The organism is Streptomyces sp. NPDC048566, from assembly GCF_043199735.1.
Lineage (GTDB): Bacteria > Actinomycetota > Actinomycetes > Streptomycetales > Streptomycetaceae > Streptomyces.
On sequence record NZ_JBICWL010000041.1, the window covers coordinates 1 to 21,664 of the forward strand.

Annotated in this window: 14 protein-coding genes and 6 pseudogenes; 8 read left to right on the forward strand and 12 right to left on the reverse strand. The window is 67.4% G+C overall.

Translation table 11 applies throughout. The features are described 5' to 3' along the window. The first annotated feature begins 187 nt into the window (after positions 1-187). The gene (locus ACGFS9_RS31800; RefSeq protein ID WP_393258240.1) at positions 188-505 is read left to right on the forward strand and encodes an Imm51 family immunity protein; all 318 of its coding nucleotides are present in this window, start codon (positions 188-190) and stop codon (positions 503-505) included. A 25-nt stretch (positions 506-530) separates the two neighbouring features. On the opposite strand, the pseudogene ACGFS9_RS31805 reads toward ACGFS9_RS31800, so the two are convergent. Both ACGFS9_RS31805 and ACGFS9_RS31810 read right to left on the reverse strand, forming a co-directional pair. Continuing rightward, a pseudogene (locus ACGFS9_RS31805) lies at positions 531-1,651 on the reverse strand (IS630 family transposase). 124 nt (positions 1,652-1,775) lie between these two features. Beyond that, entirely contained in the window at positions 1,776-3,551 is a 1,776-nt protein-coding gene (locus tag ACGFS9_RS31810) for a hypothetical protein (protein WP_393258241.1), read from the reverse strand. 290 nt (positions 3,552-3,841) lie between these two features. On the opposite strand from ACGFS9_RS31810, the gene ACGFS9_RS31815 reads away from it, so the two are divergent. Then, the gene (locus ACGFS9_RS31815) at positions 3,842-4,057 is read left to right on the forward strand and encodes a hypothetical protein (protein ID WP_393258306.1); all 216 of its coding nucleotides are present in this window, start codon (positions 3,842-3,844) and stop codon (positions 4,055-4,057) included. Positions 4,058-4,116: 59 nt separating this feature from the next. On the opposite strand, the pseudogene ACGFS9_RS31820 reads toward ACGFS9_RS31815, so the two are convergent. Beyond that, positions 4,117-4,344 (reverse strand): annotated as a pseudogene (locus ACGFS9_RS31820) (IS630 family transposase); the annotation flags it as partial. Positions 4,345-4,665: 321 nt separating this feature from the next. Between ACGFS9_RS31820 and ACGFS9_RS31825 the strand changes: the two are divergent. After that, complete coding sequence (locus ACGFS9_RS31825) at positions 4,666-4,878, forward strand: hypothetical protein (RefSeq protein ID WP_393258244.1); 213 nt, start codon at positions 4,666-4,668, stop codon at positions 4,876-4,878. A 188-nt stretch (positions 4,879-5,066) separates the two neighbouring features. Here the strand turns inward: ACGFS9_RS31825 and ACGFS9_RS31830 are convergent, their stop codons facing one another. The 4 genes from ACGFS9_RS31830 to ACGFS9_RS31845 all read right to left on the reverse strand — a co-directional run bounded on the left by ACGFS9_RS31830 (position 5,067) and on the right by ACGFS9_RS31845 (position 10,660). Beyond that, positions 5,067-6,614 (reverse strand): restriction endonuclease, encoded by a 1,548-nt coding sequence (locus ACGFS9_RS31830; protein ID WP_393258247.1) that lies wholly within the window; start codon positions 6,612-6,614, stop codon positions 5,067-5,069. A gap of 1,441 nt (positions 6,615-8,055) precedes the next feature. Further along, positions 8,056-8,625 (reverse strand): hypothetical protein, encoded by a 570-nt coding sequence (locus ACGFS9_RS31835; protein ID WP_393258249.1) that lies wholly within the window; start codon positions 8,623-8,625, stop codon positions 8,056-8,058. A gap of 118 nt (positions 8,626-8,743) precedes the next feature. Continuing rightward, complete coding sequence (locus ACGFS9_RS31840; RefSeq protein WP_393258252.1) at positions 8,744-9,613, reverse strand: hypothetical protein; 870 nt, start codon at positions 9,611-9,613, stop codon at positions 8,744-8,746. Positions 9,614-9,922: 309 nt separating this feature from the next. Further along, complete coding sequence (locus ACGFS9_RS31845) at positions 9,923-10,660, reverse strand: hypothetical protein (protein WP_393258255.1); 738 nt, start codon at positions 10,658-10,660, stop codon at positions 9,923-9,925. A 93-nt stretch (positions 10,661-10,753) separates the two neighbouring features. On the opposite strand from ACGFS9_RS31845, the gene ACGFS9_RS31850 reads away from it, so the two are divergent. Beyond that, entirely contained in the window at positions 10,754-10,939 is a 186-nt protein-coding gene (locus ACGFS9_RS31850; RefSeq protein WP_393258258.1) for a hypothetical protein, read from the forward strand. A 51-nt stretch (positions 10,940-10,990) separates the two neighbouring features. Here the strand turns inward: ACGFS9_RS31850 and ACGFS9_RS31855 are convergent, their stop codons facing one another. Then, on the reverse strand, positions 10,991-14,104 hold the full coding sequence (locus tag ACGFS9_RS31855) for a hypothetical protein (RefSeq protein WP_393258261.1): 3,114 nt from the start codon (positions 14,102-14,104) through the stop codon (positions 10,991-10,993). A gap of 487 nt (positions 14,105-14,591) precedes the next feature. Here ACGFS9_RS31855 and ACGFS9_RS31860 point away from each other — a divergent pair. The 3 genes and pseudogenes from ACGFS9_RS31860 to ACGFS9_RS31870 form a co-directional block, all read left to right on the forward strand. Continuing rightward, positions 14,592-14,816, forward strand: a pseudogene (locus tag ACGFS9_RS31860) (helicase associated domain-containing protein); the annotation flags it as partial. Between the two features lie 413 nt (positions 14,817-15,229). After that, positions 15,230-15,349 (forward strand): annotated as a pseudogene (locus ACGFS9_RS31865) (helicase associated domain-containing protein); the annotation flags it as partial. Next, positions 15,323-16,075, forward strand: a complete 753-nt coding sequence (locus tag ACGFS9_RS31870) for a helicase associated domain-containing protein (protein WP_393258302.1) — start codon at positions 15,323-15,325, stop codon at positions 16,073-16,075. The pseudogene ACGFS9_RS31865 and the gene ACGFS9_RS31870, both read left to right, overlap by 27 nt. Positions 16,076-16,523: 448 nt before the next feature. Here the strand turns inward: ACGFS9_RS31870 and ACGFS9_RS31875 are convergent. Continuing rightward, positions 16,524-17,864 (reverse strand): annotated as a pseudogene (locus ACGFS9_RS31875) (ISL3 family transposase); the annotation flags it as partial. Positions 17,865-18,097: 233 nt separating this feature from the next. On the opposite strand from ACGFS9_RS31875, the pseudogene ACGFS9_RS31880 reads away from it, so the two are divergent. Then, positions 18,098-18,877, forward strand: a pseudogene (locus ACGFS9_RS31880) (IS3 family transposase); the annotation flags it as partial. Between the two features lie 354 nt (positions 18,878-19,231). Here the strand turns inward: ACGFS9_RS31880 and ACGFS9_RS31885 are convergent. The 3 genes from ACGFS9_RS31885 to ACGFS9_RS31895 form a co-directional block, all read right to left on the reverse strand. Continuing rightward, entirely contained in the window at positions 19,232-19,531 is a 300-nt protein-coding gene (locus tag ACGFS9_RS31885; RefSeq protein WP_393258263.1) for a hypothetical protein, read from the reverse strand. 230 nt (positions 19,532-19,761) lie between these two features. Beyond that, positions 19,762-20,496, reverse strand: a complete 735-nt coding sequence (locus ACGFS9_RS31890; protein ID WP_393258265.1) for a hypothetical protein — start codon at positions 20,494-20,496, stop codon at positions 19,762-19,764. A gap of 685 nt (positions 20,497-21,181) precedes the next feature. Continuing rightward, complete coding sequence (locus tag ACGFS9_RS31895) at positions 21,182-21,655, reverse strand: hypothetical protein (RefSeq protein ID WP_393258267.1); 474 nt, start codon at positions 21,653-21,655, stop codon at positions 21,182-21,184. Positions 21,656-21,664: the final 9 nt, after the last annotated feature.

A 21,664-nucleotide genomic window follows, 5' to 3' on the forward strand; every position in this document is an offset into this window, starting at 1 on the left:
GAGCTACAGACACTCCTCGCCCTCTGGACCGGTGCCTGCCCCACCTGCCACCGCGACATACCTACACCGATACCGACCTGACCAAGCCCTACTAGTGCTGTGACCGGAAAGGTTCGCCGAGTCAGGCGTGGACGAGCAGTTTGAATGGGCTGGGCAGTCTGTGTGCCGGGGGTGGGAAGATCGCGGCGTGACTATCACCCTGCATGACTTCGATGGTGAGCACTCGCTGACGCTCGATGCCGGCGACCTGGCCGCTGATGCGGCAGTGGTTGCCGCCGGACACGAGTCGAACGGGTACTTCTGGGAAGGTCTTGTGCAGTTCGCCTGGCCGGATCTTGCTGAGCGTCTCGACTTCGACAGCGAGGGCGGCATGTTCTGTGCGCTCGGGAGCTTGAGTGACCTCACTCAGCTCAAGACTGCCCTTGAGCCCGTGATCTCGAGCCCCAGCGCGGTTCGCGAGCTTGTTGCCCGTGCGGAGACGGCAGGCTTCGAGTTCGACGACTGATGCTGTGCTCAGCAGGTCTGCCGGTTCAGGCCGCAAGCTGGAGAGATCTGCCGCCCCAGCGGATGTGTTTCTCGCTGCGGATGCGTGCGCGTTCGCGTCGTTGGGCGGCGAGGACGTCCGGATGGCGGGCGTTCTCGTTGCGCCAGCGCAGGTAGGCATGCAGGGCGCGGGTCTGGGCGGTGTGGTTGGGGTGGTTCGAGTTGGCGAGGGTGAACTGCCGCAGGGGCCCGACGTGGGCCTCAATCGGATTGGCCCAGGATGCATAGGTCGGGGTGAAGCAGAGCTCGACCTTGTTCCGGTCGGCCCAGCGGCGGATCCGCCGGTTCAGGTGCGCGGACAGGTTGTCGAGGATCACGTAGATCGGGGCGCCGTCCGGGCGGGCCGCGCGGATCGACCGCAGTGCCGCCCAGGTGTGGTCGATGCCCTTGCGGCGGCGGACAACTCCCCAGAGCCGGTCGTCGCCGACCGAGTAGCAGCCGTGGAAGTAGGTGATGCCGTGGGTGCGGCGGTAGGTCGCCGGCAGTCGGTCCGGATTCGACCGGGGAGCCCAGCACGATCCTGCGATCGGGCGGATGCCGAGCGGGCCGAACTCGTCCAGGCGAAGGTCCGGTCCGGCCGCTCGGTGAGCGCGAACTCGATCCGGTCGAGCTTGGCGTCGAAGTCCAGGTCCGGGGACTCCTTCCAGGTCTTGGTGCGTTGGAAGGAGATCCCGCGGCGGAGCAGTAGGCAGCGCAGGGCCTCCCGGCCGATCCTCACCGGGCGGGCGATGTTGCGCCGCAGGTGCTCGGCGAGCTTGCGGATTGACCAGCGGGTGAAGGGCTTGCCCAGCACGGTAGGCCGGGTGGTGGCCGCCTCGATGACGAAGTCCTCGTCCTCAATGCTCAGCAGGCGGGGACGGCCTCCCGCCCACCGAGGGTCCAGACAGGCCAGCCCCACCTCGTTGAACCGGTGGATCACGTCCCGGACGGTGTCCTCGTCAGCCTGGACCAGCTGCGCGATCACTGGGACCGGGCTGCCGCCCGACGAGGCCAGCAGCATCATCGCCCGCCGGAACCGCACCGAACTGGTGCTGCCCCGCCGGACGATCCGCTGCAGCTTCTGTCCCTCCTGCTCGGTAAGCTGGCGAACCCTAACCGGTGATGCCATACCCGCCCCCTTGCCGAATTCCGTCACAGGCACCCAGCACAACGAGCAACCCGGCAAAGGTTCCCGGTCACAACACTAGTTGTCGGTCTCCAAGACTCAGCAGTGGTTTTGGAGGCCGACGTCGTCATGTCCGGAGTGATCGATACGCCATCATGTTGACCAGCGTCATGCGCCCTGCTTCCTCGCAGCACACGGCAAAGGACACCTCCAAGTCCTCGTCGCCCCACCGCACGTCGAGGTCGTCGTAGCAGACAACGTAACCGTGAACCGGGCATTCGCACGGTGCGATCAGGTTCCTGGCGAAGAATTTTTCGAAGGCCAGTTGCATGGCCTCCTCTCGGATGTCTCCCGGAGGGTCCGACTTGTATTCCTTCTGCATCCAGTCCAGGGAGACCTTTGCGGCTCCTGTCTGGAGTCTGGGGATACGGGATCCGCTCAGCCATTCGAAGTGATTGAACTTAAAGTGCAGCATGCCGTATTGATGGCGTGCGTTCCAGGCGTTCAAGGCACGGGTCAGGGGTGCGGTCGTCTTGATGACCGGTGGCAGGTAGCGTGTGCGCGCGAAGTAGTCGGCGAGGGCGGCCGGTGGACGTGAAGAGGTTCCTGAGGAGATCTTCACGGTGCGTACGGTCTGTTTGAGAAGGTTTTTGGCCGAGGCGAGGTTGAGTAGCCGGCGTGATACCGACCAGGTGCGTTCGAGCATGGCCTCGGCGCCTGCGAGGTATCCGAGTTCGGATCGGATCGCCGTGTACTCCTGGTAGGCGACCTCTTTGATGTAGGTCTCGAAGGCGTCAATCCATGGGCTGTCCAGGCTGGATACCAAGGGTGAAACAGCGCCGACCAGGTGCGGGTGGTAGCTGTGCGCGACGGTGTTCAGGAATCCGAGTGTGGTGGCGGAGACCGAGCTCTGTGCCGAACGTCTGAGTCTATGGACCGCGGCGGAGAATTCCCGCAGCGGTACGTCGATCTGCACCCGTGAGTCGATGCCGAGGAGCAGGTGATAGGTCGTGCTGTGTACGAGCAGAAGGTCCGACCACGACTTCTGCTTCTCGGGTGCCAGTTCCGTCACATAGCCCTGCGGTCCTGTGATCGGGTGGCCCACCACATCGACGCGTTGGGGGTCGAGCCCCAATTCGGCGGCGATGGGGCGAAAAGCGAGATTGATCATTTCCCTTGTCTCGTTGGTCGCGTCCAGGACGCGGGTGAGCCCTCGTACTGGCGGGGACAGGCCGGCTCTGGCCGCTGCAAGAGAACTGCCCGGATCGGTTCCAACACCCGTGGCGCCCTGACTGACGAGCTCGCTCACCAGGAAGGTGAGAGCCCCTTCCGCCTTGAACGCGAACTCCAAGTGTCTGCTGTCGTCCGATATGGAGGTGATCGGGAAAAACAGTGCATCAAGGCCGACGGGCAACAGGACACAACCCGCGAGGGAAAGGGTTGGCTCAGAACCGGGTCCATCGTGCACCGCCTCAGGGTCGGCTTCCGTCCGACGGGGCACCGCCTCGGTACTCGAGGAGGGTGCTGCGGCAGCCGGTTGCGAGTGTGAGGCCCCCTGGGGAGCCGTCCCTGCTGGCGGAGTCTCGCGCGCCTGATCCCACAGGGCGCGCCACTTCTTGCGGCGGGCTGCCAGTGTGGTCTCAACGTTCTGAGATGGCCGCGGGTTCGCTTCCATCCACCAGCGTTCGAGGACGGCTACGAGCGACCACAGGGCGTCGAACTCACCGGGAACGCTGTTGCCTTTGAACCAGTCGGAAGCTGTCGATGTCGTCTGGCCCGCCTCCCGGCACGCCTGCGCCCGTGAGCGGCCCGGACGACCGCCCAGGGCAGCCTTCTCCAGAGAGGCCAACTCCCTTTGCAGCGCCGCACGTCCCGGATGACGGTTGTTGTCCTGCTTCTTCATGTGCCTCCGCCGGATAGTGGCTGTGTGTCAAGTGTTGCCGTCCTCCGCCGCTTTTTGCGTTGCCTTCTCACCAGTGAGGCAACTACGAACGCCATGCCCACGGCCGCTGCTGCCCAGCGTGCCCTTGTGGCGTCCGGCGCGTCCGGTCCTTACCTCCGGACGCGGCCGTCTGACGTGGCTTCCCTTCTCAGCTTGTCCGGCCGATCCGGATCGGCTGTGCCCGGCCTCTCACCATGCCGTGTCCTACTGCCCAGCCCCGCACCGCTGCTGCGGGTTCAAGAAGGCGGAGGATGATGGCTGTGGTTGCTTTCATGGTGGTGTCGGCCAGTGCACTGCTACTGCTGATGGCCGCACTGACCGGTGCCGGCGTCGGCTACCTGGTGCGTCGGGACGGAGGGTCCTACCCAGCGGCCATCCTACGGGCGGGAACTGCCTTCGGGGCCGTCCTCGCGCTGGTGGCTGCAGTGACCACGGCGGTCGCCGCTGTGGCCGATCTGCTGCGGTAACTCAATATCGGACTGATGGCCACTCTGCCCGGCCACCGGTCCTGCGGCGACTGTTCATTGCCGCCGCACCATGGGACGCCCCTGAATCTGTGAATCACGTCGCGCACGGTGTCCTTGTCGGCCTGCACCAGCTGGGCGATCACCGGCACCCGGTTCCTGCTGGCCGAGGCCAGCAGCATCATCGCGCGCCGGTAACGCACAGAACTGGTGCTGCGCCGGCGCACGATCTGCTGCAGCTTCTGCCCCTCCTGGTCGGTCAGTCTGCGCACACGGACAGGCTCGGCCACCGCGCCTCCAGCGGTCGGATCGGACGACACCGCCCATCCAACCGCCACGACCTCCGACCCGGCGAACTTACGCGGTCAGAGCACTAGCTCGCACTCCCGAGCGCCGTCCTGGCCGACGTTGCGGAGAATTGAGGAGGCGGCCGGCCCGCCCGCGAACGTCGTGAGCTGGCCAGCTCTGTCCGCCAGCACGCCCGCCAAGCCATCATCAGCTGCTGCGTCTCAGCCCACCTGGGCCATCGAGGGCAGCAGGCCGGAAAAGGGCCTACTGCTGCTCGAGGCTTCCGCGTCTCCTGGGCCGCCTGCGCCCGGGACGGTGTCGCGGTGGCCGATCTGCTCGAGCTGGTCGGCTGGGCCCGAGATGTGGCCCTGCAGATCGCCGTCGAACCGCGGCCCACCGACCTGGTGGAGGCCCCACGCCCAACTCTGGAGGCGCCGCGCCTGGGGGCGGTACGGAGCGGCTTGACCGCGGACGAGGCGTCGCGGGCACCGCCACCGTGCTGGTCGACCTGCCCCGCGGCCCGCACACCCGGCTGACGTTCTCCGACGCCATCAGCACCCGCGGGCGCACCGTAGCCTGCTTCTCGTCCCGGCAGAACGCGGTATCGGCCGGGAGCCGTACTGACCGTACAACAACACCCGTGCCACGGTCGGCGCCTGCACTTTGGATCAGCGCAGGGCCGACTGATCGGCGAGGACGTCCCGGCGGCGGCGCACTGGGCCAGCTACCGCAGGCCGACCGCGCGCAGCGGTGCCTCATTGCCCCTGTAGGGGTAGTTGTGGCCGTGCTCCAGGCTGCGCTGGATCAGCTGCCCGTTCTCCTTGTCGGCGTGGAAGATTGACCAGCTGCTGCAGGCTTCGCAGATCTCGCAGGTGAGGAACGGGCGGAGCGGGTGGAGGTTCTGGTCGCGGTCAGCGAGGTAGAGGCTGCCGGCCTCGATCCGGTCGGCGCCGGTGACGACCATGGTCGCGGTGGGCACGACGGGGTGGTCGCCCGTGAGCCGGCGGTAGCCGACCGTCTCGCTGGCGCTCAGGCGGTCCCAGTTGACCGAGGTGACGTGGAGCAGCGACCAGTCGGCGAGGAAGCGGGCGCGTTCGAACAGCAGGGCCAGGTCGGCGAAGGATTCGGCGAGGGCACCGGCGGAAGGCAGCGGCTCGTTGGCGCGGCCGTGGGCGTGGTTGTTGCGTCGCCCCGCGAGGCGGGCGGCGGCCTGGTCGGTGTCGGAGCCCTCGACCAGGATGGCGCCGAGTTCATGGAAGGGGTGGTCAGCGTCCAGGCTGGCGGTGCCGGTCGCGGACGCGGCTTGCTGGAGTATCCGCGTCCAGTCGCCGAATCCCGGGCCGCCTAGCTGAGTGGAGATCTTGTTCTTCAGGCTCCTGAGCGCTTTGGAGCTGATGCCGGCCTCCTGCGCGAGGCTGGCCACGAGCAGCGCGCAGAAGCCGAGCAGGGCCTCGGCGGCGTCGAGGACGGCTTTATAGGCGCGGTCCCGGTCGTCGGTGCTCATACGGGCCTCGACCTCCCGCCAGCGCTGCGCCAGCGGGTAGGGGAAGCGCGTACGGGCAATGTAGCCAGGGTCATCGAGCTGGGCGGCGGCGTCGGCCCGAAGACGGATCAGCTGGCCGGCGCGGATGATCGAGCGGCGCGCCTGCACGGGGTCCTCGCTGTCCCCGAAGACGTTGTCGGCGAGGCTTTCGGCCTCCTGGTGCCAGCGGGCCATCTGACTGCTAGCGGAGTCCAGTTCGCCGAGCGCCGCCGACAGCGCGTCATCCCAACCGGGGACCCGGAGGCTGTGCAGAGCGCTGGCCGTGATCCTTAAGTCGCCCTTGAGCGTCGAGCACAGTGCGCGGAGTTGGGGGCTGGAGCGCAGGAACGCCGTGATCAGTCGGAGATGGCTGGGATCGATGGGGACGACCGGGCGCAGGATCAGGAGGGCACGGGCCGCTGCGGCGGGAATGCTGATCTGTCCGACGAGGCTCAGTCTGGGTCCGCGGCGACCGAAGAACTGCGGCATGAGAACGTCGCCCGCCTGGACGAGGTTCTCCGGTGGGGCGTCGGTCAGCCACTGGCCGTCGTCGAAGTCAGAATCGCCACTGTGGTCGGGATCGACGATGAGCGGGGAATCGAGGTTCCAGGGCCGCAGGTAGCGGACGTAACCTTCCGCCCTCCGGTTCGCGATGAATTCCGCGAGTTTGATGGGGCGCGGGACGATCACCTGGAACAGGTCGCCGAGCGGCGGGCCGGACGCCGACGCCTGACCGCCGGTTGAGGTCATTGCAGGATCCCGCACGTGCTCCCCCTCGCATGTGAAGTGCCGCAATCTTAGACCTGGCTGGTGCGCCGTCGTTCGCGGCGGCCGTCGTCGCGCGCCCCTTCGGGCAGGATGCGCTCGGAGTTCGGCGGAAAGGGGGAACGGCCCTGCCGTATCGGCCGGCACCGGGTGTCCGATCTTGCTGCACCTGCGCCACCGCGAAGACCTGACCTGTGGTGGCCCAGGTGTAGCAAAGCGCTCACCACCCCACAGACTCGCTCGACCTGGACCAAACTCCGCCCGTCGGCACGCCCGCCAAGCCCTCGCGACCTGCGGTGTCTCAGTCAACCCGAGTCACAGAGGGCAGATGGTTCGGGATGAACGAGGCGGGCCCGCCTTCGCCGAGACGGAAACACGGCTACCGGATGTGAGACTCTCCGTGCAGGCCCGCGTACCGGTTCGCTAGTTAGTCCACTGCAAGGGTGGAGGCACCGGTAGCAGCAGATGTCTCTGCCAGACGGATCCTCTCCCAGGCCCTGCAAAAGGGCATCCTGACTCATCTCGACCTTGATGAAGCGGGCCAGGGGGTCTCTAGGTCGGGAGACCAGACTCACTTCGTGGATGTGCAACTCGGACATGACGGGCCGTGGGAAGGCTGAAACGGTCTCACCGTCGGTGTGTGGACAGCTGAGTCGGCCGCACACGTTGCATGTTCCGTGAGCGTCATGGCGCACGGTGACGTCGTACTGGGTGTCGAGCAGGTGCTGACAGGTGTCGATGTCCTGCGCGCACAGGGAACAGTTTCGGGTAGAGGTGAAGCCAGCAGACATGCCCCATCTGCTGTGCATGAGCGTGAGCCGGCATACGTCCCAGTAAGTGTCGTCGGAGTACTCGATGTTGCAGCCGAACAGTCCGCCTACGAGGGCCGCGACGTTGTGAGCGTGTCGGTGGGCGAGTTCGGAAAGCTCGCTGTCCTCGAGGAAGTTGTAGGCGTCGACGGCACGGGCCAGCGAGGTGCGTGCCCCCGCTTCCAGGTCGTCCCACGGGTCGGTGGGCCGGGGCGTGTCGTGCGGTAGGTGCAGAGAACGCAGCATCGCCGCGTACTGGCGGTGGCTCCACCGGTCGGAGGTGGGTGGACCGACAGACCAGGGAGGCGGCACGGTAAGTACTTCGATCTTGGCTCGCAGTTGACGTCGGGCCTGCGACCACACGTGGATAAGGAAGTCCCGTTGTGCGCTCATCGTCCGCAGTCCGCGGCGGTGGATTTCCTCTGTCGTCGACGCCCAAGACGGGAGGTGGGCCAGGGGCAGGCCCCGGGTGAGGGAGATGCTGCGGCAGCACTGCCCGTACAGGCGCATGGATTCCCGCAGGGCCGCCACGCCGTCCTTGTACATCATGGCCTGGCGCACAGGGCCTGATGCCGGGGGCAGAGGTGCCCCGGTGCGGATGACGAGGCCGGAGACTCTCATCCGGTGGTGTCCTCCGGAGCGGCACTGTTCGGATCTGCCGGGGGAAGCTCGGCACGGGCCGGGTCGGACACAACCGCTTGGATGACGTTCTCGATGTCTGCCAACCGGCTGGTGATCTCTAGACCCCGGATGGCCGTCTCGTTCTCGGTCCGGACGACCTCAGCGATCTTGACCGTCACGCGCGCCTCGTCGACCTCCTCATCAGGGCAATTGGGCCCCAATGAGGAGCGCGCCCGCTGCCAGGCAGTCAGAACGATGCTTTTGACCAGATCGGTGGTGAGGTTGGTGACAACAGCGATGCCGATGGTGGCTACCACCTCGCTGGCCCCGTACTCGCTGAGATAGCGGCGGTCTTCTCGTGCGTATGCGAAGTCGATGTCCACGCCACGGTGTCGCAGTGTTTTGATCAATCCGGCCACATCGTCCCGGTAGAGGGCCACACCGTCGATGCTTGAGTCGGGGAGCAGAAACACACGGTCGCCCGTTGGGGCAGTCAGCACCGTCGCGGGCAGGTGTGCCGCTGAGACGTCCCAGCGTGTCAAAGCACCGGTGATCTCTTCGGCCATCAGCAAGAGCCCTCTCGTCACTACGTGTTGTGCGCGTGCAGAAGCCTATAGCGGGCGGGGCCGCCGCTGCCTTGATGCCAGCATCGCATCCTGCCACTACCGCTTGTGTCTGAGCTCGTCACCCTGGAATCTCGCCCTCGATGATGGCCGTGATCTTGTCGCTGAAGAGCTGAACCCAGTTGTCCTGCTCGGGCCCGGACAGCGGGTGACGCACGTGGGGGACACCATGGCGGCAGAGGTCTCGCAGATCGACCGCTGTGACGTCGTCGCCGTACTGGAGCCACTCGTCCACGGTTGCCCATCCACGGTCATCGAAGACGGACTCGCCCAGGCGCTCTTCGTACCCGCGGTCGCTGGGTATCAAGGCCCACGCCAGGGGCCGGAAGTAGACCTCGGAGAACACGTTGTAGTACTGCCTGCGCCCCAGCACCCGGTAGTTGTTGAACATGCTGGCCAGGCGTGTCCGCCTCAGGGGATACAGGGCCATGCGCAGCGAGGCCCCGTCGGGCAGCGCGATGTGATCGCGCCGCTCGCGAAGGTCGACGGCGAGACCCGGGAACATCACCCGTAACTGAGGAGTGGTGGCGAACATCCCGATCAGGATCGACCGGGCGACCCGGCCTGGGGCGACCCGCACGGGCGGCGCTGGGTCAGCCTGCGGAAGGTGCAGGAGCGTGCGCGCGCGCTGGTAGGTGTCCAGCGCCTTGGCGAAGTCGCCATAAGCGCTGTCGTAGTTCAATCCGGCGAGACTGTTGCAGTCGCCGCAAAGGCCGCGCATCCACATGCCGCCCGCAGCGAGCCGACCGAGGCTGCGTGCGTTGTTGTGGACCCGCACGGTTGCGCTGGTCACCCTGCCCCGGTTGCCGACCGCTTGAGGCGGCACATGCGCCTTCGTCATCTCCCTTACCTCGCCGCAGAGACCGCACGGGCGAAGGCCCGGTGTGCGCAGATCAACCCCCAGGGTGCCGGGAGGTCGCTTGTCAGACATCCGAGGAGCGTAATGGGCCCTCACGCCCGGTCGCTGGCCTTTATAAACGCCCGAGCGGGACTGGGCCGGCGCGCTACGCGTGCACAGTCCTGATGCCTGCGCGCCGGCCGCGGGCCTTCCCCTGCCAGGGCCTCCTGCTGATGCGGGCGGCTCAAGAGGCGGCATGGCCGGCGGCTTCCCCTTGCAGGGGGCGTGCCTTCTGGACAGGAAGACGGTTGTCAGTCTGATCGGACGGTGAGCGCTGTCCGGTTCTGCGGCGCCTCCAGGTAGTGATCGTTCACGGTCCGGGCTGCAGGCAGGCCCAGGCGCCTACGCTGACTCATCCGCCGTTTTGCGCCAGTCGCTGTCCTCACCAGGCAGTCGGCAGTCCAGTACGTGCGCAGCGGCCAACAGCACTCCGTCACTGGTCAGTTGGCGTATCTGTTCGTGTTGCTCGCGGCGGACGTCGTCGATGTTGTGGTTGGTCGCGGGGCAGCTGCGTTTCTTAGTGTTCCAGCGGGTGCAGTCGAAGTAGCCGACGAGGAGCAGACCGGCGGTGTCGGGTTCGCTGAGGTAGGCGCGCAGCTGGGTGCGGGCGGTCATGGGCAGTTCGGGGTTCCAGCATCCTTTGGCTTCGATGATGACCCTGAGGGTGTGCCGGCCGGTGTCGGCGGGCGCGGGGGCTTCGATCTGTATGTCGGTGCGCAGGCCGGGCAGGCCGTCGCGCCGTACCTGCACTTCGCGGTTGACGACGACGCGGTGGCCGCCGATGTCGCGGCGCAGGAAGGAGGCGACAGCGTCGCTGAGGTCGTCCTCCCAGCAGGGCCAGCACTGGGTGGCAGAGGTGAAGCGGTGCTGGTTGCGGTTCCAGAGGGTGGCGGCCGTCCCGTTGTGGCCCTGCAGATCTTCCTCCAGGACGGCCAGGGACTCACGGACCAGGTCGAGGAGCTGGCGCGCGTCGCGGACGAGACGTGTCTGGTGGTCGGTGACGAGCCGGATCAGCTGTTCTGGTTCGAGGGGCCGGACGCTGTGGTCTGCTGCGGTACGGGCGGTGTCGCGGGCGAGCATGCGCAGTTGCCACACCTGCGGATACGCCTGAGCGAGGCGGTGCAGGGCAGCCGCCGCGTGGTGGGTACCGCAGGAGGCGAGGCTGAGCGGGAGGTGGCGCAGCAGGTCGACGAGGCGGTCTTCTTCCTGGATGAAGCCGCTGCGCAGGGGCCGTTGCAGGCGTTCGACGCCGACATTCTCCAGCAGGAGGGTGTAGAGGTCGGCGAGTGCGTCTTCGTCGAGGTGGTCGAAGGGCCAGCTGTCGGGCCCGGTTGTCAGGCCGTCCAGGGGTCGCCGTAGTCCTTGAGGACCGTGGGATCGCCCAGGCCGCGGCGCAGGGTGGGCCAGTGGTCAGGAAGGGTGTCGTGGCGTAGCAGCGCGCGGGCGGCGTACAGCCATCGTTGCCGTGGTGGCGAGCCGGGTTCGTGGACGCTCGGGTCGGTGTCCAGGGCGTGTATCAGGTGGCGGAGGGCGTCGGGGTCGTTGGCTGCGTCGAGTTCGTCGAGGACTGCCCGCCACTGCGCGGGGCTGCGGTCGCGGTGCAGGGCCCAGGCGTGCAGGAGGGGTCTGAGTCCCAGGGGCTCTTGGCCCAGGGCGCCGGTGAGGTCGCGGAGGGTCTGGTCTGAGGCGTGGTCGAGAGCGTCCAGCAGCAGCGGGGGCAGCTGGTTTCCGGCGCGCGGAACACATAGCTGGAGCCAGGTGCGCTGGAGGTCGCGTTCGTCGGCCCTGTAGACGGTGTTGGAGGCGAGGGTGATGGCCCAGCCGGCCCAGTGCGCGGGGTCGGCGTGCAGCGCTTGCGGGTTGTCGACGAGGGCAAAGGCGGTGAGTTCCGCAGTCGGCGGGCGGGTGGTTGTGCCTGGCCGGAAGTGGGGAGCGGTCAGCGGGGGGGAGTTCGGTCAGGAGGTGGACGGCCGCCTCGTCAAGGCGCCGGGCTGGGCCGGTGCCGGCGGCGGGACGTGAGGGCGCCTGGGCGGCGAGGGTGAGGAGGCTCGTCAGTTGCCGCGCTGGTGGTGAGCCGTCCGGTGTGCGCCGCAGGCAGCGCAAGAGTTGGTTCCATGCGCTCAGGACGCTGGGGCCGCGGGCGGCGCGGACCTCGTCGAGGGCCTTGTTCAAGGCGGCTGGGTCGAAGCGGCGTTGCTGCTGCTGTGCTTCGGCGTGTGCAGCTCGTTCTTGCTGGCTGTGCCGGTAGGTGTTCCAGAAATCGGTGGCGGCGGCGAGCGTGGGGTGGGCCCGACGTGCGACGTCGGCTCGTGCCGTGGTCTCGGGGTCTTCCGGAGGTTCGAACCGGACAGCCTGCCGGGCGCGATCCGCGCTGATGGCGGTCAGCTGGTCCCAGTGCTCCATCCAGTACAGCAGGTCCGTGGAGGGCAGGAAGGAGCCGCCGGGGATGGCTGACAGCAGAAGGTAGAAGGGATCGTCGTCGCCGTGCTGGAGGAGATGGCGGGCGAGCAGGCGGCGGGTATGAGGGCAGCCGTCCAGCGCCTGATCCAGTTCCTCGAGGGCGGTTTGCAGGGCTGAACTGTGCAGGAGGTCCTCGTGTCCGGCCCGGCCGAGGAGCCCTTCACCAATGAGGGGCACCAGGTTGAGGGCGGGGATGTCCTCGTTGAGGGTGACCGCCCGGGTCATCACGGCCAGGGCCAGGTCCGGACTGGCGCCCTGGGCGTTTCCCGCCTTCAGGACACGCCCGGCCCACCCGCTTGCTTCGGTGATGGTGGATGCGTCGAGTTGAGCCGAAGCCTCGCGGCGCAGAAAGAAGGCTGCTCCCACGTAGGCGGGGTCCGGGTCGCGGATGCGGTCGAGGTAGTCGGTCACCGTCAGGTGGCCGGGGTAGAGGTGGCGCAGCGCCGCCGCAATCACCTCGGGCGAGGCGTCCTCGGTCAGCCCTGTGATCCGGGTGAGGGCGTCCGGGGTGGGCTCGGTGACACCGGCCAGGGCCGCGGTGCGCACGCCAGTGCCGTGGCGGGCGTCTTCGGCTACAACCAGCAAGACGTCGGCCAGCTCGGGGCAGGGGCAGGCCCGGGCAATGCTCAGGGCCGCATACAGCAGATGGTCCGCGCCGCCCTCCTGCAGGCGGGGGCGCAACTGGTCGGCCAGGCCGGTGTGGTTGAGGCGGTGCAGCAGGCTGTGGTCGAGGCTTACCGTGTCATCCCGTTCCAGCAGGGCGAACAAAGCGTCAACTGTGCGCTTGCGCTCGGTGTCGGGCAGGCTGGGCAGGTCGGCCAGGAGCAGGACGAGGGGGTCGTCGCGCAGGAGGTCGGCGAAGAGGGCGGCATCGCTGGTGGCGCGCCAGGCGGCGACTTCCTGGTGGGCGGGGATGATGTGGCGGGCCTCGCCGTCGCCGATCCACAGCAGCTGGCGCTGCGGTTGCGGCGGCAGATTGCGCATACACAGGAAGTGAGCGGCAAGGAATTCGCGGTAGCTGTCGTGGGCGAATACCCAGCGCAGGTCGCCGGTCGGGACCAGCAGGCTCGACTCGGTCACCTGACGCAGGTTCCAGAGGGTGCACGGGACGCGGCCGCCCAGGTGCCCGGGTTCGTCGGAGTCGTCGAGGCGTGACAGCCGCAAGTCTGCCGACGTAGCCGAGGGGTCGGTGACGGGGGCACCAGTCACGGCGGTGTACGGGCCGAACTGCATCGTGGCGGCCAGCCGAGCCGCGACGGCCAGCAGGTGTTCAGGAGATGCCTGAGCCTGCAGCTGACGCAGGTCGGTCGAGCGACGCTCTTCAGCGCACAGACGCAGACATGCCCCGAGGTAGGCGTCGTGCACCGTTGCCGGCAGGCGAGCGTGGTCGGCGTAGCTGTCGAGGAGCTGCAGCAGAGTGACCGGATGGGTGGCCAGCGCGATCAGACCCTGCTGCTGGATCGCCCCGAGGAGAGCGTCGGTGTCCACCACCCCGACCGCCCGGGCCGCGACGGCTACGTCGTCCCGGCCGAGTGAGGCCAGCCCCATGATCTTTATCTCGTCGGGTTGCCAGCGTGTGCGCAGGGCTTCCTCGAACCGGCCGGGCCAGCGTGCGCTGCGGCAGGTGACCCGCAGACGTAGCCTCTCCCGGTCAGGTTCGGGCACCTCCTCGAGCGCCTCATCCAGGAGCTGGTCCAGCTGAGGAAGATCGTTGAGGCCCTCGTCCAGGCCATCGAGGAGAACGTGCCACTCCCCCGGCTCCGCGGGGGGCGTCAACGCTGCCTGCAGGCGGGTCTGCGCCAGCCGGGTCGTGGTGCACTGCTTCAGCTCCAGCCAGGCGGCATGCAGACCGTCGGCCAGCAGAGCCTCGTGTTCCTGACGCAGAGCGTACGTTTTACCCATGCCGCGTTCGCCACGCAGAACGATGACCGCGGTCGCCCGCTCCTGAGCCAGCAGCGCACCGGCCTCGGCATCACTGGACGGCCATCCATAGCGGCCCTGAGCGGGCGGCTCGTCCAGCACGAACACCCGCCGCTGCCAGGGAAACCGGTACTGCTGCGTCAACGTGCTCTCCCTGGCGCGCGGGGCCAACTGCTGCAGACAGCCTAAAACCGACAGCGCCAGCAGGACGGTCGTTGCACGGCCAGCCGCCACTTCTGGGACGCCACCCTCGCCAGCTACGGAGGGACAGGGGCACCCCCGCTGCCGGTGCACTTTGATGAACGCTGGCTTGCTCCTCGCCTCCGCCCGCCCCTCTTGGAGCGGCTCCCCAACCCCTCAAATCAAGATCAACTTCTCCGCACCCAGGGACTCCAATCCAAGAAATTATCCGTGGAGTTGAGACATTCTCGATAGGGATGCGGCACTCCAGGTCCCAGGCTAGCCACCGAGGCTCCCAGGAGCTCTTGCATCCCATCAGAGCAGCTCAGCCAGACAGACGGCTCAACCTCGGTTTCTGTGAGTGCAGTTGAGATGTTGCAGGTAACAGCGATGGACAAGTCTCAACTGTACGAATAACCGACAGCAGCAACGGCTCCTTGCACTGCTGGGCATCAATGCCGCGGCGGCTCGGGATGCCCGGCCCCGGCGTCGCAGTCAGCGCGCCGGGGAGCAGGAGGCGCTCGCCCATGCCCGGACCTGGGCTGCGGAGCACGGAAGCCTGGCGGGAGTCAGTGCCAGCACGGTGCATGAGAATTACCCACTGGGCAGGTGGCTTTCCGACAGGCGCGGCCAGATGGGGCGCGGAGTGCTGTCGCCAGACCGTGCCGAGGCTTTGACACAGATCGACCCGTGGTGGCGGCCGCCCTGGCACTTGCGCTGGCAGCGTTCCTACGAACACGCGCGCCAGCAGCTCCAGCAGGTGGGGGGCGAGGAGTTGAGTGCGGGCTTTCCGCTCATGGACAAGCCGGCGCAGGAGTGGCTGCGCATCCAGCAGCGCCGCTACCACCTGCTCCTGCCAGGCCAGCACGATCTCCTCGACCAGCTCGGTCTGAAGCCGGAGACGGCCATCGCCGAGGCACCGGCCGCCACGGCCACTGCCCCTGTTGCGCCCGTACGGGCCCTGGGGAGCCCACAAGGTGACGAGGAAGGCGCGCCACCGGTGGGAGGCCTTCCTGCAGTCGCCCGGCACAGGCCGCTGGGAGTTCCGCGGGTCGGACAGCGCCCCGACCACCGCGCCGCGCCCGGTTCGACAGCGCGCTGGTACACGCCCGGGCCTGGGCAGACGTCCACGGGCACCTGGCCGTCCCACGCGATACACGGCAGAGCGGCTTCGCGCTCGGAATGTGGCTGTTCAGCCAGCGCAACCGCACCAAGCAGCGCGCCCGGAAAGGCGAGCCGGCCTCACCGCACCTCGGACAACTGGCCGCGATCGATCCATGGTGGAACCCGCCGTGGGACCTGCACTGGCAGCGCAACTACTACCGCGCCCGCGACAACATGCGTGCCGGCCGTGGAGCAGACACAGTGGGCGGTCTCCCCGTCGGGAAAGACGCCCTGGGTATCTGGGTCAAGCGCCAGTGCACCCTCTACACCAGCCTCCACCCCGACCAGCAGCAACTCCTCGCCGCTATCGGCATCACCCCCGAAGCCGCCCGGGCGCGGGTCGGCCCCCGTGACTCCCACCGACTGACCACCACACCACGCTTCGACACCGACGTCGCCCACGCCCGCTCCTACGCAGCCCAGCACGGGCACCTCGCCCCACACGCTGGCGAGGAATACGAGGGGTTCCCCATCGGGCGGTGGCTGGCCGAACACCGCCAACGCGCCCGCAAGAAGAGTGGAATGTCGCCTCAAGCCCGGGTCCTGGCCAGCCTGGACCCGTGGTGGAACCCGCCCTGGCCGATGCGGTGGCAGTACTCCTACCACCACGCCCGCACTCATCCGGACAGCGCACGGGCCGAGAAGTGGATCACCGCCCAGCGCCAGGGCTGGTCCCTCCTACACCCTGACCAACAGCAACTCCTGGCCGACATCGGCATCAGCGTGGTCAGGCAGCTCTCGTTTCAGCGAGGGCGCTCCTGCTCGCTGTGATAGGCCCGGGCCAGTAGCCCAGCGAACGCAGCGGCCCGCTCGACGCCGTACCGACCACCTCGGATCTGGTGAAGCAACGCTCGGCCTACCTGCTCGGGAGTGAACCCGTTTCTCGCCAGTTCTTGGACGATCTCCTCAATGGACGGTGGTGCCTGCCGGTGGGCACGCTCGCTCACCGCACCAGGCGCAGTCCCAGCAAGGACGGGCCTTTGATCGGCGGATACGGCAGTCTGCACCGGGGCTTCGAAGAGGAGTTGCTGCTCTTACCTTCGCCGCCGTCGGGCACACCGAACGCCACCAGGCGCCGCTGACCGAACTCGCCCGGCTCCTTCACCGCGGGGACTTCGGAGACCTGTGGCAGCTGACCACCCGCCGTCAGGGCCCCTACTCCGGGCGCATTCTCGACGTCGGCGTCGCCCTGGACCTGCTGGTCCACGACATCCCGGGTGAAGGCATGCAGGTGGGGCAGGTCCTCGGCCTGGGCCGAGGTGATCCAGGTGCTCAGCAGAGTGGCATTGCCGTCAGCGGGATCCAGCAGCACGGCGAAGTGGTGGATGAGGCCGGCCAGAGCGGTCATCTCGTGGCAGGCGGTGCGGGCGGCCTCGATGCGTTCCCGCTGGTGGTCCTTGAGGCGGTCGGGGCGGGTGAGCAGGTAGCGGGCGAGGCGCCGGGGCGAGAGTGCGGGCTGATCGGCCTCGACGCGGCCCTGGTTGATGTAGCGGACGAGCAGGTTCGAGCTGCCGGTGTAGCCCAGTTCCCTGATCTGCTGGAGGAGATGGGTGACGGGGACGGCCGGGTTCTCCAGCGGGCGTCGGCGCAGGTGATCGCGGTAGGGATCCACGAGGGTGGGCCGGTACTTGGGGGCGCGGATGAGGCGCTCGGGCTCGGCGACGCGGTCGTAGCGCTTGACGGTGTTGAGAGCCAGGTTCAGGCGGCGCGCGCACTCCAGAAGTCCGACTCCGCGCTCGCGCAGGGCGTGGACCTGCTGCCAGCGCTCGCGAGTGGTGGCGGCCTGTCTCCCCTCGGCCGGGGGCGGGCCCGCTTTCGCCCAGCAGGTGCTGTGCGCGGCGACTTCTTTGCGGACGGCCTCGGCGAGGTTGTGCCACAGGTGCCAGCGGTCGCTGATCTGGACCGCGTCGGGCAGGGCTCGGCGGACCGCCTCGGCATAGGTGGCCGATCCGTCCCGGCACACGGCCTCGATGCCCGGATGTCCGCGCAGCCAGGCCTCCAAGGTGGCGGCTTCGCGGCCGGGCAGTACCTCGATCCGCTCACCGGTCTCGGCGTTGATGATGATCGTGGCGTAGCTGTGCCGGCGCCGCAGGGCGAAGTCGTCGACCCCGATCACCCGCGGGATCCGCACCTCCGGCACGGCCACCCGCCGCAGCAGCCGCAGGGCGGAGGCGTACGACACGGGCACGGCCAGAGACCGGGCGAGCCGGGCGGACGCCCGGCCGCATAACTCCTTGACCAGCTCGGAGAGCTGGCCGGTCAGACGTGTGGTGCGGCGCTGATGGCGCTCCAGGAGCCCGGGGACCTGCTCTCGGAAGGTCTGCCGCCTGCAGCCCAGGACCGGACAGACCAGCCGTCGTATCCTCACCCGGACCACGACTTGCCGGCCGTCGACCGGCACATCCCGCACCGTCCGGCCGTGATACCCGTGGACCCTCCCCGTCACCACCCCGCACACCGGACAGGGAACGGGAACATCCCGGGTCCGAGCCGAAACCCGGACTATCTCGCCACCGTCCGCCACATCCTCGATGACCAACGCCGACAACCCCGAAAACACCGTTCCCACAAGCGTGTTTGCATCATGCACGCTCAATGATCACAGGCAAGCACTCACCGTCACCACCGACTACGGAACAGACCCGCTCGTTTGACAGACCCTCCACTGCGATGAAGGTCGCCTACATCGACCAGTACACGGAGACGTTCGGCGTCCAGCCGACCTGCGACGTCCTCGCCGAGACGGATGCGCCGATCGCGCCGAGCACCTACTAGGCCGCCCGCACCCGTCCGCCCTCGGCCCGCAGTCTGCGAGACGAGGAGATCACCAGGGAGATCCGCCGGATCCACGAGGCCAACTACGGCGTCTACGGGGCCCGCAAGATCCACGCCGCCCTCCGGCGCGAGGGATTCGATGTGGCCCGCTGCACGGTCGAGCGCCTCATGCGCGCGGCCGGTCTGCGCGGGGTGATCCGGGCCAAGAGCCCACGCACCAACGGTCCCGCACCCGAGACCGACCGGCCCGCCGACCCGGTCGAGCGGCAGTTCACCGCGAGCGCACCGAACCAGCTGTGGGTCGCGGGCATCACCTACATCAGAACCTTCTCCGGCTGGGTCTACGCAGCTTTCGTCATCGACGTCTTCTCCCGCATGGTCGTCGGCTGGCAGGTCGCCACCTCCCTCTACACCTCCCTCGCCCTGGACGCGCTGGAGATGGCGATCTGGCGCCGCCGGCACACCGGCGCTGACTTCACCGGCCTCACACACCATTCGGATCGCGGAGTCCAGTACGGCTCCAAGGCGTTTGCCGACGCCTGCCGCATCGCCGGCATCAGCCGGTTCATGGGAGCGGTCGGTTCGAGCGCGGACAACGCGGCCGCCGAGTCGTCTTTCGCCTCCCTCAAACGAGAGATCCTGCCCAGCCGACGCGGCTGGCCCACTGAACAGGCCGCCCGCCTCGCGGTGTTCCGCTGGCTCGGCTTCTACAACCACCAGCGCAGGCACTCGGCGATCGGCTATCTCGCGCCCGCCGCCTTCGAACAGAGATCAACTACCCTGGCCACCGCTGCATAACAACCCGTGTCCACGATCCGGGTGGAAGCCCCACGTAAGCCGCATAACCCGTGTCCAGGAACCGGGGTCAAGGCCCGTCTGAGATCCCGGCGCGTTGATGCCTTCTTTCGCCCCGGGGCCGGATCGCTCCCCGGTGCGCTGCCCGCCGCTGCGGCAACGGGAGGCTACCGCGAGTGGATACGCATTGCCGCCCGCGTGGAAACCGGTTGATACGGACGTGGCTATGATGCGAATCGCCCCGCCGCCTGGCAGTTCGAGTGCCGGGGGCGGGGCGTTGTCATGGGTGGCTTTCCGAGCCAGGTGAGGGTCGGCCGGCGGCGCAGCGGCCGGTTCACCCAGTAGGTGAACCGGTCGTCACGTGGCGTGAGTGCCGGACAGGATGGCTATGGACCAGTGCATATCGGTGCCGTTGACCTTCACGGACAGGTGCTTCTGTTCGTCGGGCGCGGTGTAGACACGGCCGACGGTGACCGGGTCACCGCACGTGATCTTGGAAGGGTCCGAGTCTTTGGGCCCGTACTGGATCGTCATGGTGCCCTTGCCCGTGCAGAGGGCGTGGATGGTGTAGACCTTCTCGGCCGGCGTGAACACGGGCAGTGTGCGACTGTCTCTGCCCTTGGTCACCGGAAGCAGGAAGTCTGGCTTCTCCGGCATGGCCAGGGGGTCTCGGGGGGCCTTGCTGGGGTTCGTCGCCGTAGCGCTCGGCGATGAAGACTCCGGGGCCTGCGAGCCGACGCCACTCTTGCTGGTGGAACATGCCGAGAGCAGGAGGGCCAGTAGGACCGGCGCGGCAACATGTCGGCGCATGCGATGACTCCTTGAGGTGTGTGAGACGCGTCCTGGCGCCAGCGGTCATGACGAGGCGCTCAAGCGGGGTGTATGGGTCAGCTGTGAATGCGCCAGCCCTCGCGGTACGGAGCCCAGACGTTCATGTACTGCCTGGCGCCGATCCTGCAGTTGCTGTGCTGCATCGCGACGTAGCCGTACACGTTCTCCTTCATGATGCCGTAGTCGCCCTTCACGGTGGAGTGAGCCTTCACCTTGCCGCCCGTCTCGACGCCGAGTTCGGATGTCCAGCTGTGACTGACGCTGCCGTTGACGTCGACCTTGAGCTTTCCGAGCCACAACACCTTCACCTCGCCACTGATGGTGATCGAAGCGCCCACGGTCGTCGTGCCGGACTTTTTGGACGTGAACTTGAAGTCGATCGATGAGTTCAAGTCGTTCTTCACGAACGTCTTGTACTTGACCGACATCGTGTTCTTTGTGTTCCTGCTTATATGTGCGAACCGTGCGGGCTCGCAACGTGCCGCAGCGGGGAGATCCTCGTGGCCCGACTTGCCCGAGAATTCAGGGTCAGGGGCTTCAATGACCTCTTCGGTCTCGCCCGGAATCAGAGCGTCTTCCTCGAGCGCTCCGCCGCTGTCCGATCCGGTCACCGCCCCTGCATCAGGACTGTCAGTGATGCTCCCCGCCTCGACAGGTGCATCGTCTGCGACCACAGGCGGCGCCACACGGCTGGTCGGGGCCGTCGGCTTATCAGCGGCAAACGCCGGGACGGCAGTTGCCATGAGGAGCAACCCGGTGAAGCCTACAAGCACGCTGGATGTTCTCTGCATGTATCCCCCTCGGTTCAGCCGACTCTGTGAAGACGGCCGACGATGAGATGCAGTTCACCATCCCCATGATCAAAGATGGCGAGAGTTGAGGAACATCTGAGCAAAAATCTGATGCTCCGTCAAAATGTGTGCAGAACCGCAATGATCTAGATGACAACAGGGGCGCCGAGGTTTCGCAACCCTGCCCCGTGTCCCCGTGTCCCCGTGTCCCCGCAGGCCGAAGGCGGTAGTGCGCTGGTGGCCCGCGACCACGTGGCCTTCAAACCCTGCATGCCAGAGCTGATCTGGCGCGCCGAGTTCCTGCGGCGAACTCGCAGAAGGATGGACGCGAGACCATACGGGCCATGATCATGGAAGAAATAGGAAAGGGTGTTAATCAATGCTGAGGCTGAGGATTGCAACCGTAGTGATGCTCCTTGTCGGAGCTGTAGCCATATTCCTTGGTGTATCCGGAAGTGGTGGACATGTGCCGGCCATCCCAATTGTCCTGGGAATCGTTGCCATCGTTTGCGGCCTCACACTCGCCGTTTTTATGATCCGGGGCCCTCGGAACTCATCGGCAAGATGAAGAACCGCATCATCGACGGCATGGACGACGGCTTCACCATCAAGATCATCACCTGAGCGCGGGACCGCCTGGCGGGAACGGGGCCGACAGACCCGCGGTCCCGCCGGGCGCGGTGCATCACGTTGTGGTGGAAGAGGGCCAGAACTGGAGCAGGTACCGCTCCGCGCCCGTCGCTGCGCCCTCGGCCTCGGATAGCGCTGCCGCCTCGGCCCGGCCCGAGCAACACGCCCGAACCCGCCAGCAGCCCCCTGCCTCCCCGAGCTTGATGTCGCCGTCCATCCGCCCGGTGTGCATCGACCAGACCGCCATCGTGCCGCTGATGCTCTCGAAGTCCGCCTCGGCCACCTCGTCCCAGTCGGCTGCCTTCTGCGGGGGCGGTACCGCGTCCCACACCTCTACGTCCAGCAGCGCTGTGTGGGTGTGCCCGCCGCTGGTGACGTCCAGACGCCCCGGGTGCACGCCCAGGAAGGTGTCGGTGGCGAAGTCATCCGGGAACGGGACGGGAAGGCTTGCGTCATCACTGTCCTGGAGCCCGAAGGAGAAGTAGCCCACGAAGGCCTTCGTCTGCTGCCGCCGAACAATCTGTGCCACGAGCACTCC

Bases quoted from the DNA above. Each gene is read 5' to 3' on its own strand.
- ACGFS9_RS31810 (WP_393258241.1), bottom strand. From the start codon at position 3,551: ATGAAGAAGCAGGACAACAACCGTCATCCGGGACGTGCGGCGCTGCAA.
- ACGFS9_RS31815 (WP_393258306.1), top strand. From the start codon at position 3,842: ATGATGGCTGTGGTTGCTTTCATGGTGGTGTCGGCCAGTGCACTGCTA.
- ACGFS9_RS31830 (WP_393258247.1), bottom strand. From the start codon at position 6,614: ATGACCTCAACCGGCGGTCAGGCGTCGGCGTCCGGCCCGCCGCTCGGC.
- ACGFS9_RS31835 (WP_393258249.1), bottom strand. From the start codon at position 8,625: ATGGCCGAAGAGATCACCGGTGCTTTGACACGCTGGGACGTCTCAGCG.
- ACGFS9_RS31840 (WP_393258252.1), bottom strand. From the start codon at position 9,613: ATGTCTGACAAGCGACCTCCCGGCACCCTGGGGGTTGATCTGCGCACA.
- ACGFS9_RS31845 (WP_393258255.1), bottom strand. From the start codon at position 10,660: ATGCTCGCCCGCGACACCGCCCGTACCGCAGCAGACCACAGCGTCCGG.
- ACGFS9_RS31870 (WP_393258302.1), top strand. From the start codon at position 15,323: ATGTGGCTGTTCAGCCAGCGCAACCGCACCAAGCAGCGCGCCCGGAAA.
- ACGFS9_RS31885 (WP_393258263.1), bottom strand. From the start codon at position 19,531: ATGCCGGAGAAGCCAGACTTCCTGCTTCCGGTGACCAAGGGCAGAGAC.
- ACGFS9_RS31890 (WP_393258265.1), bottom strand. From the start codon at position 20,496: ATGCAGAGAACATCCAGCGTGCTTGTAGGCTTCACCGGGTTGCTCCTC.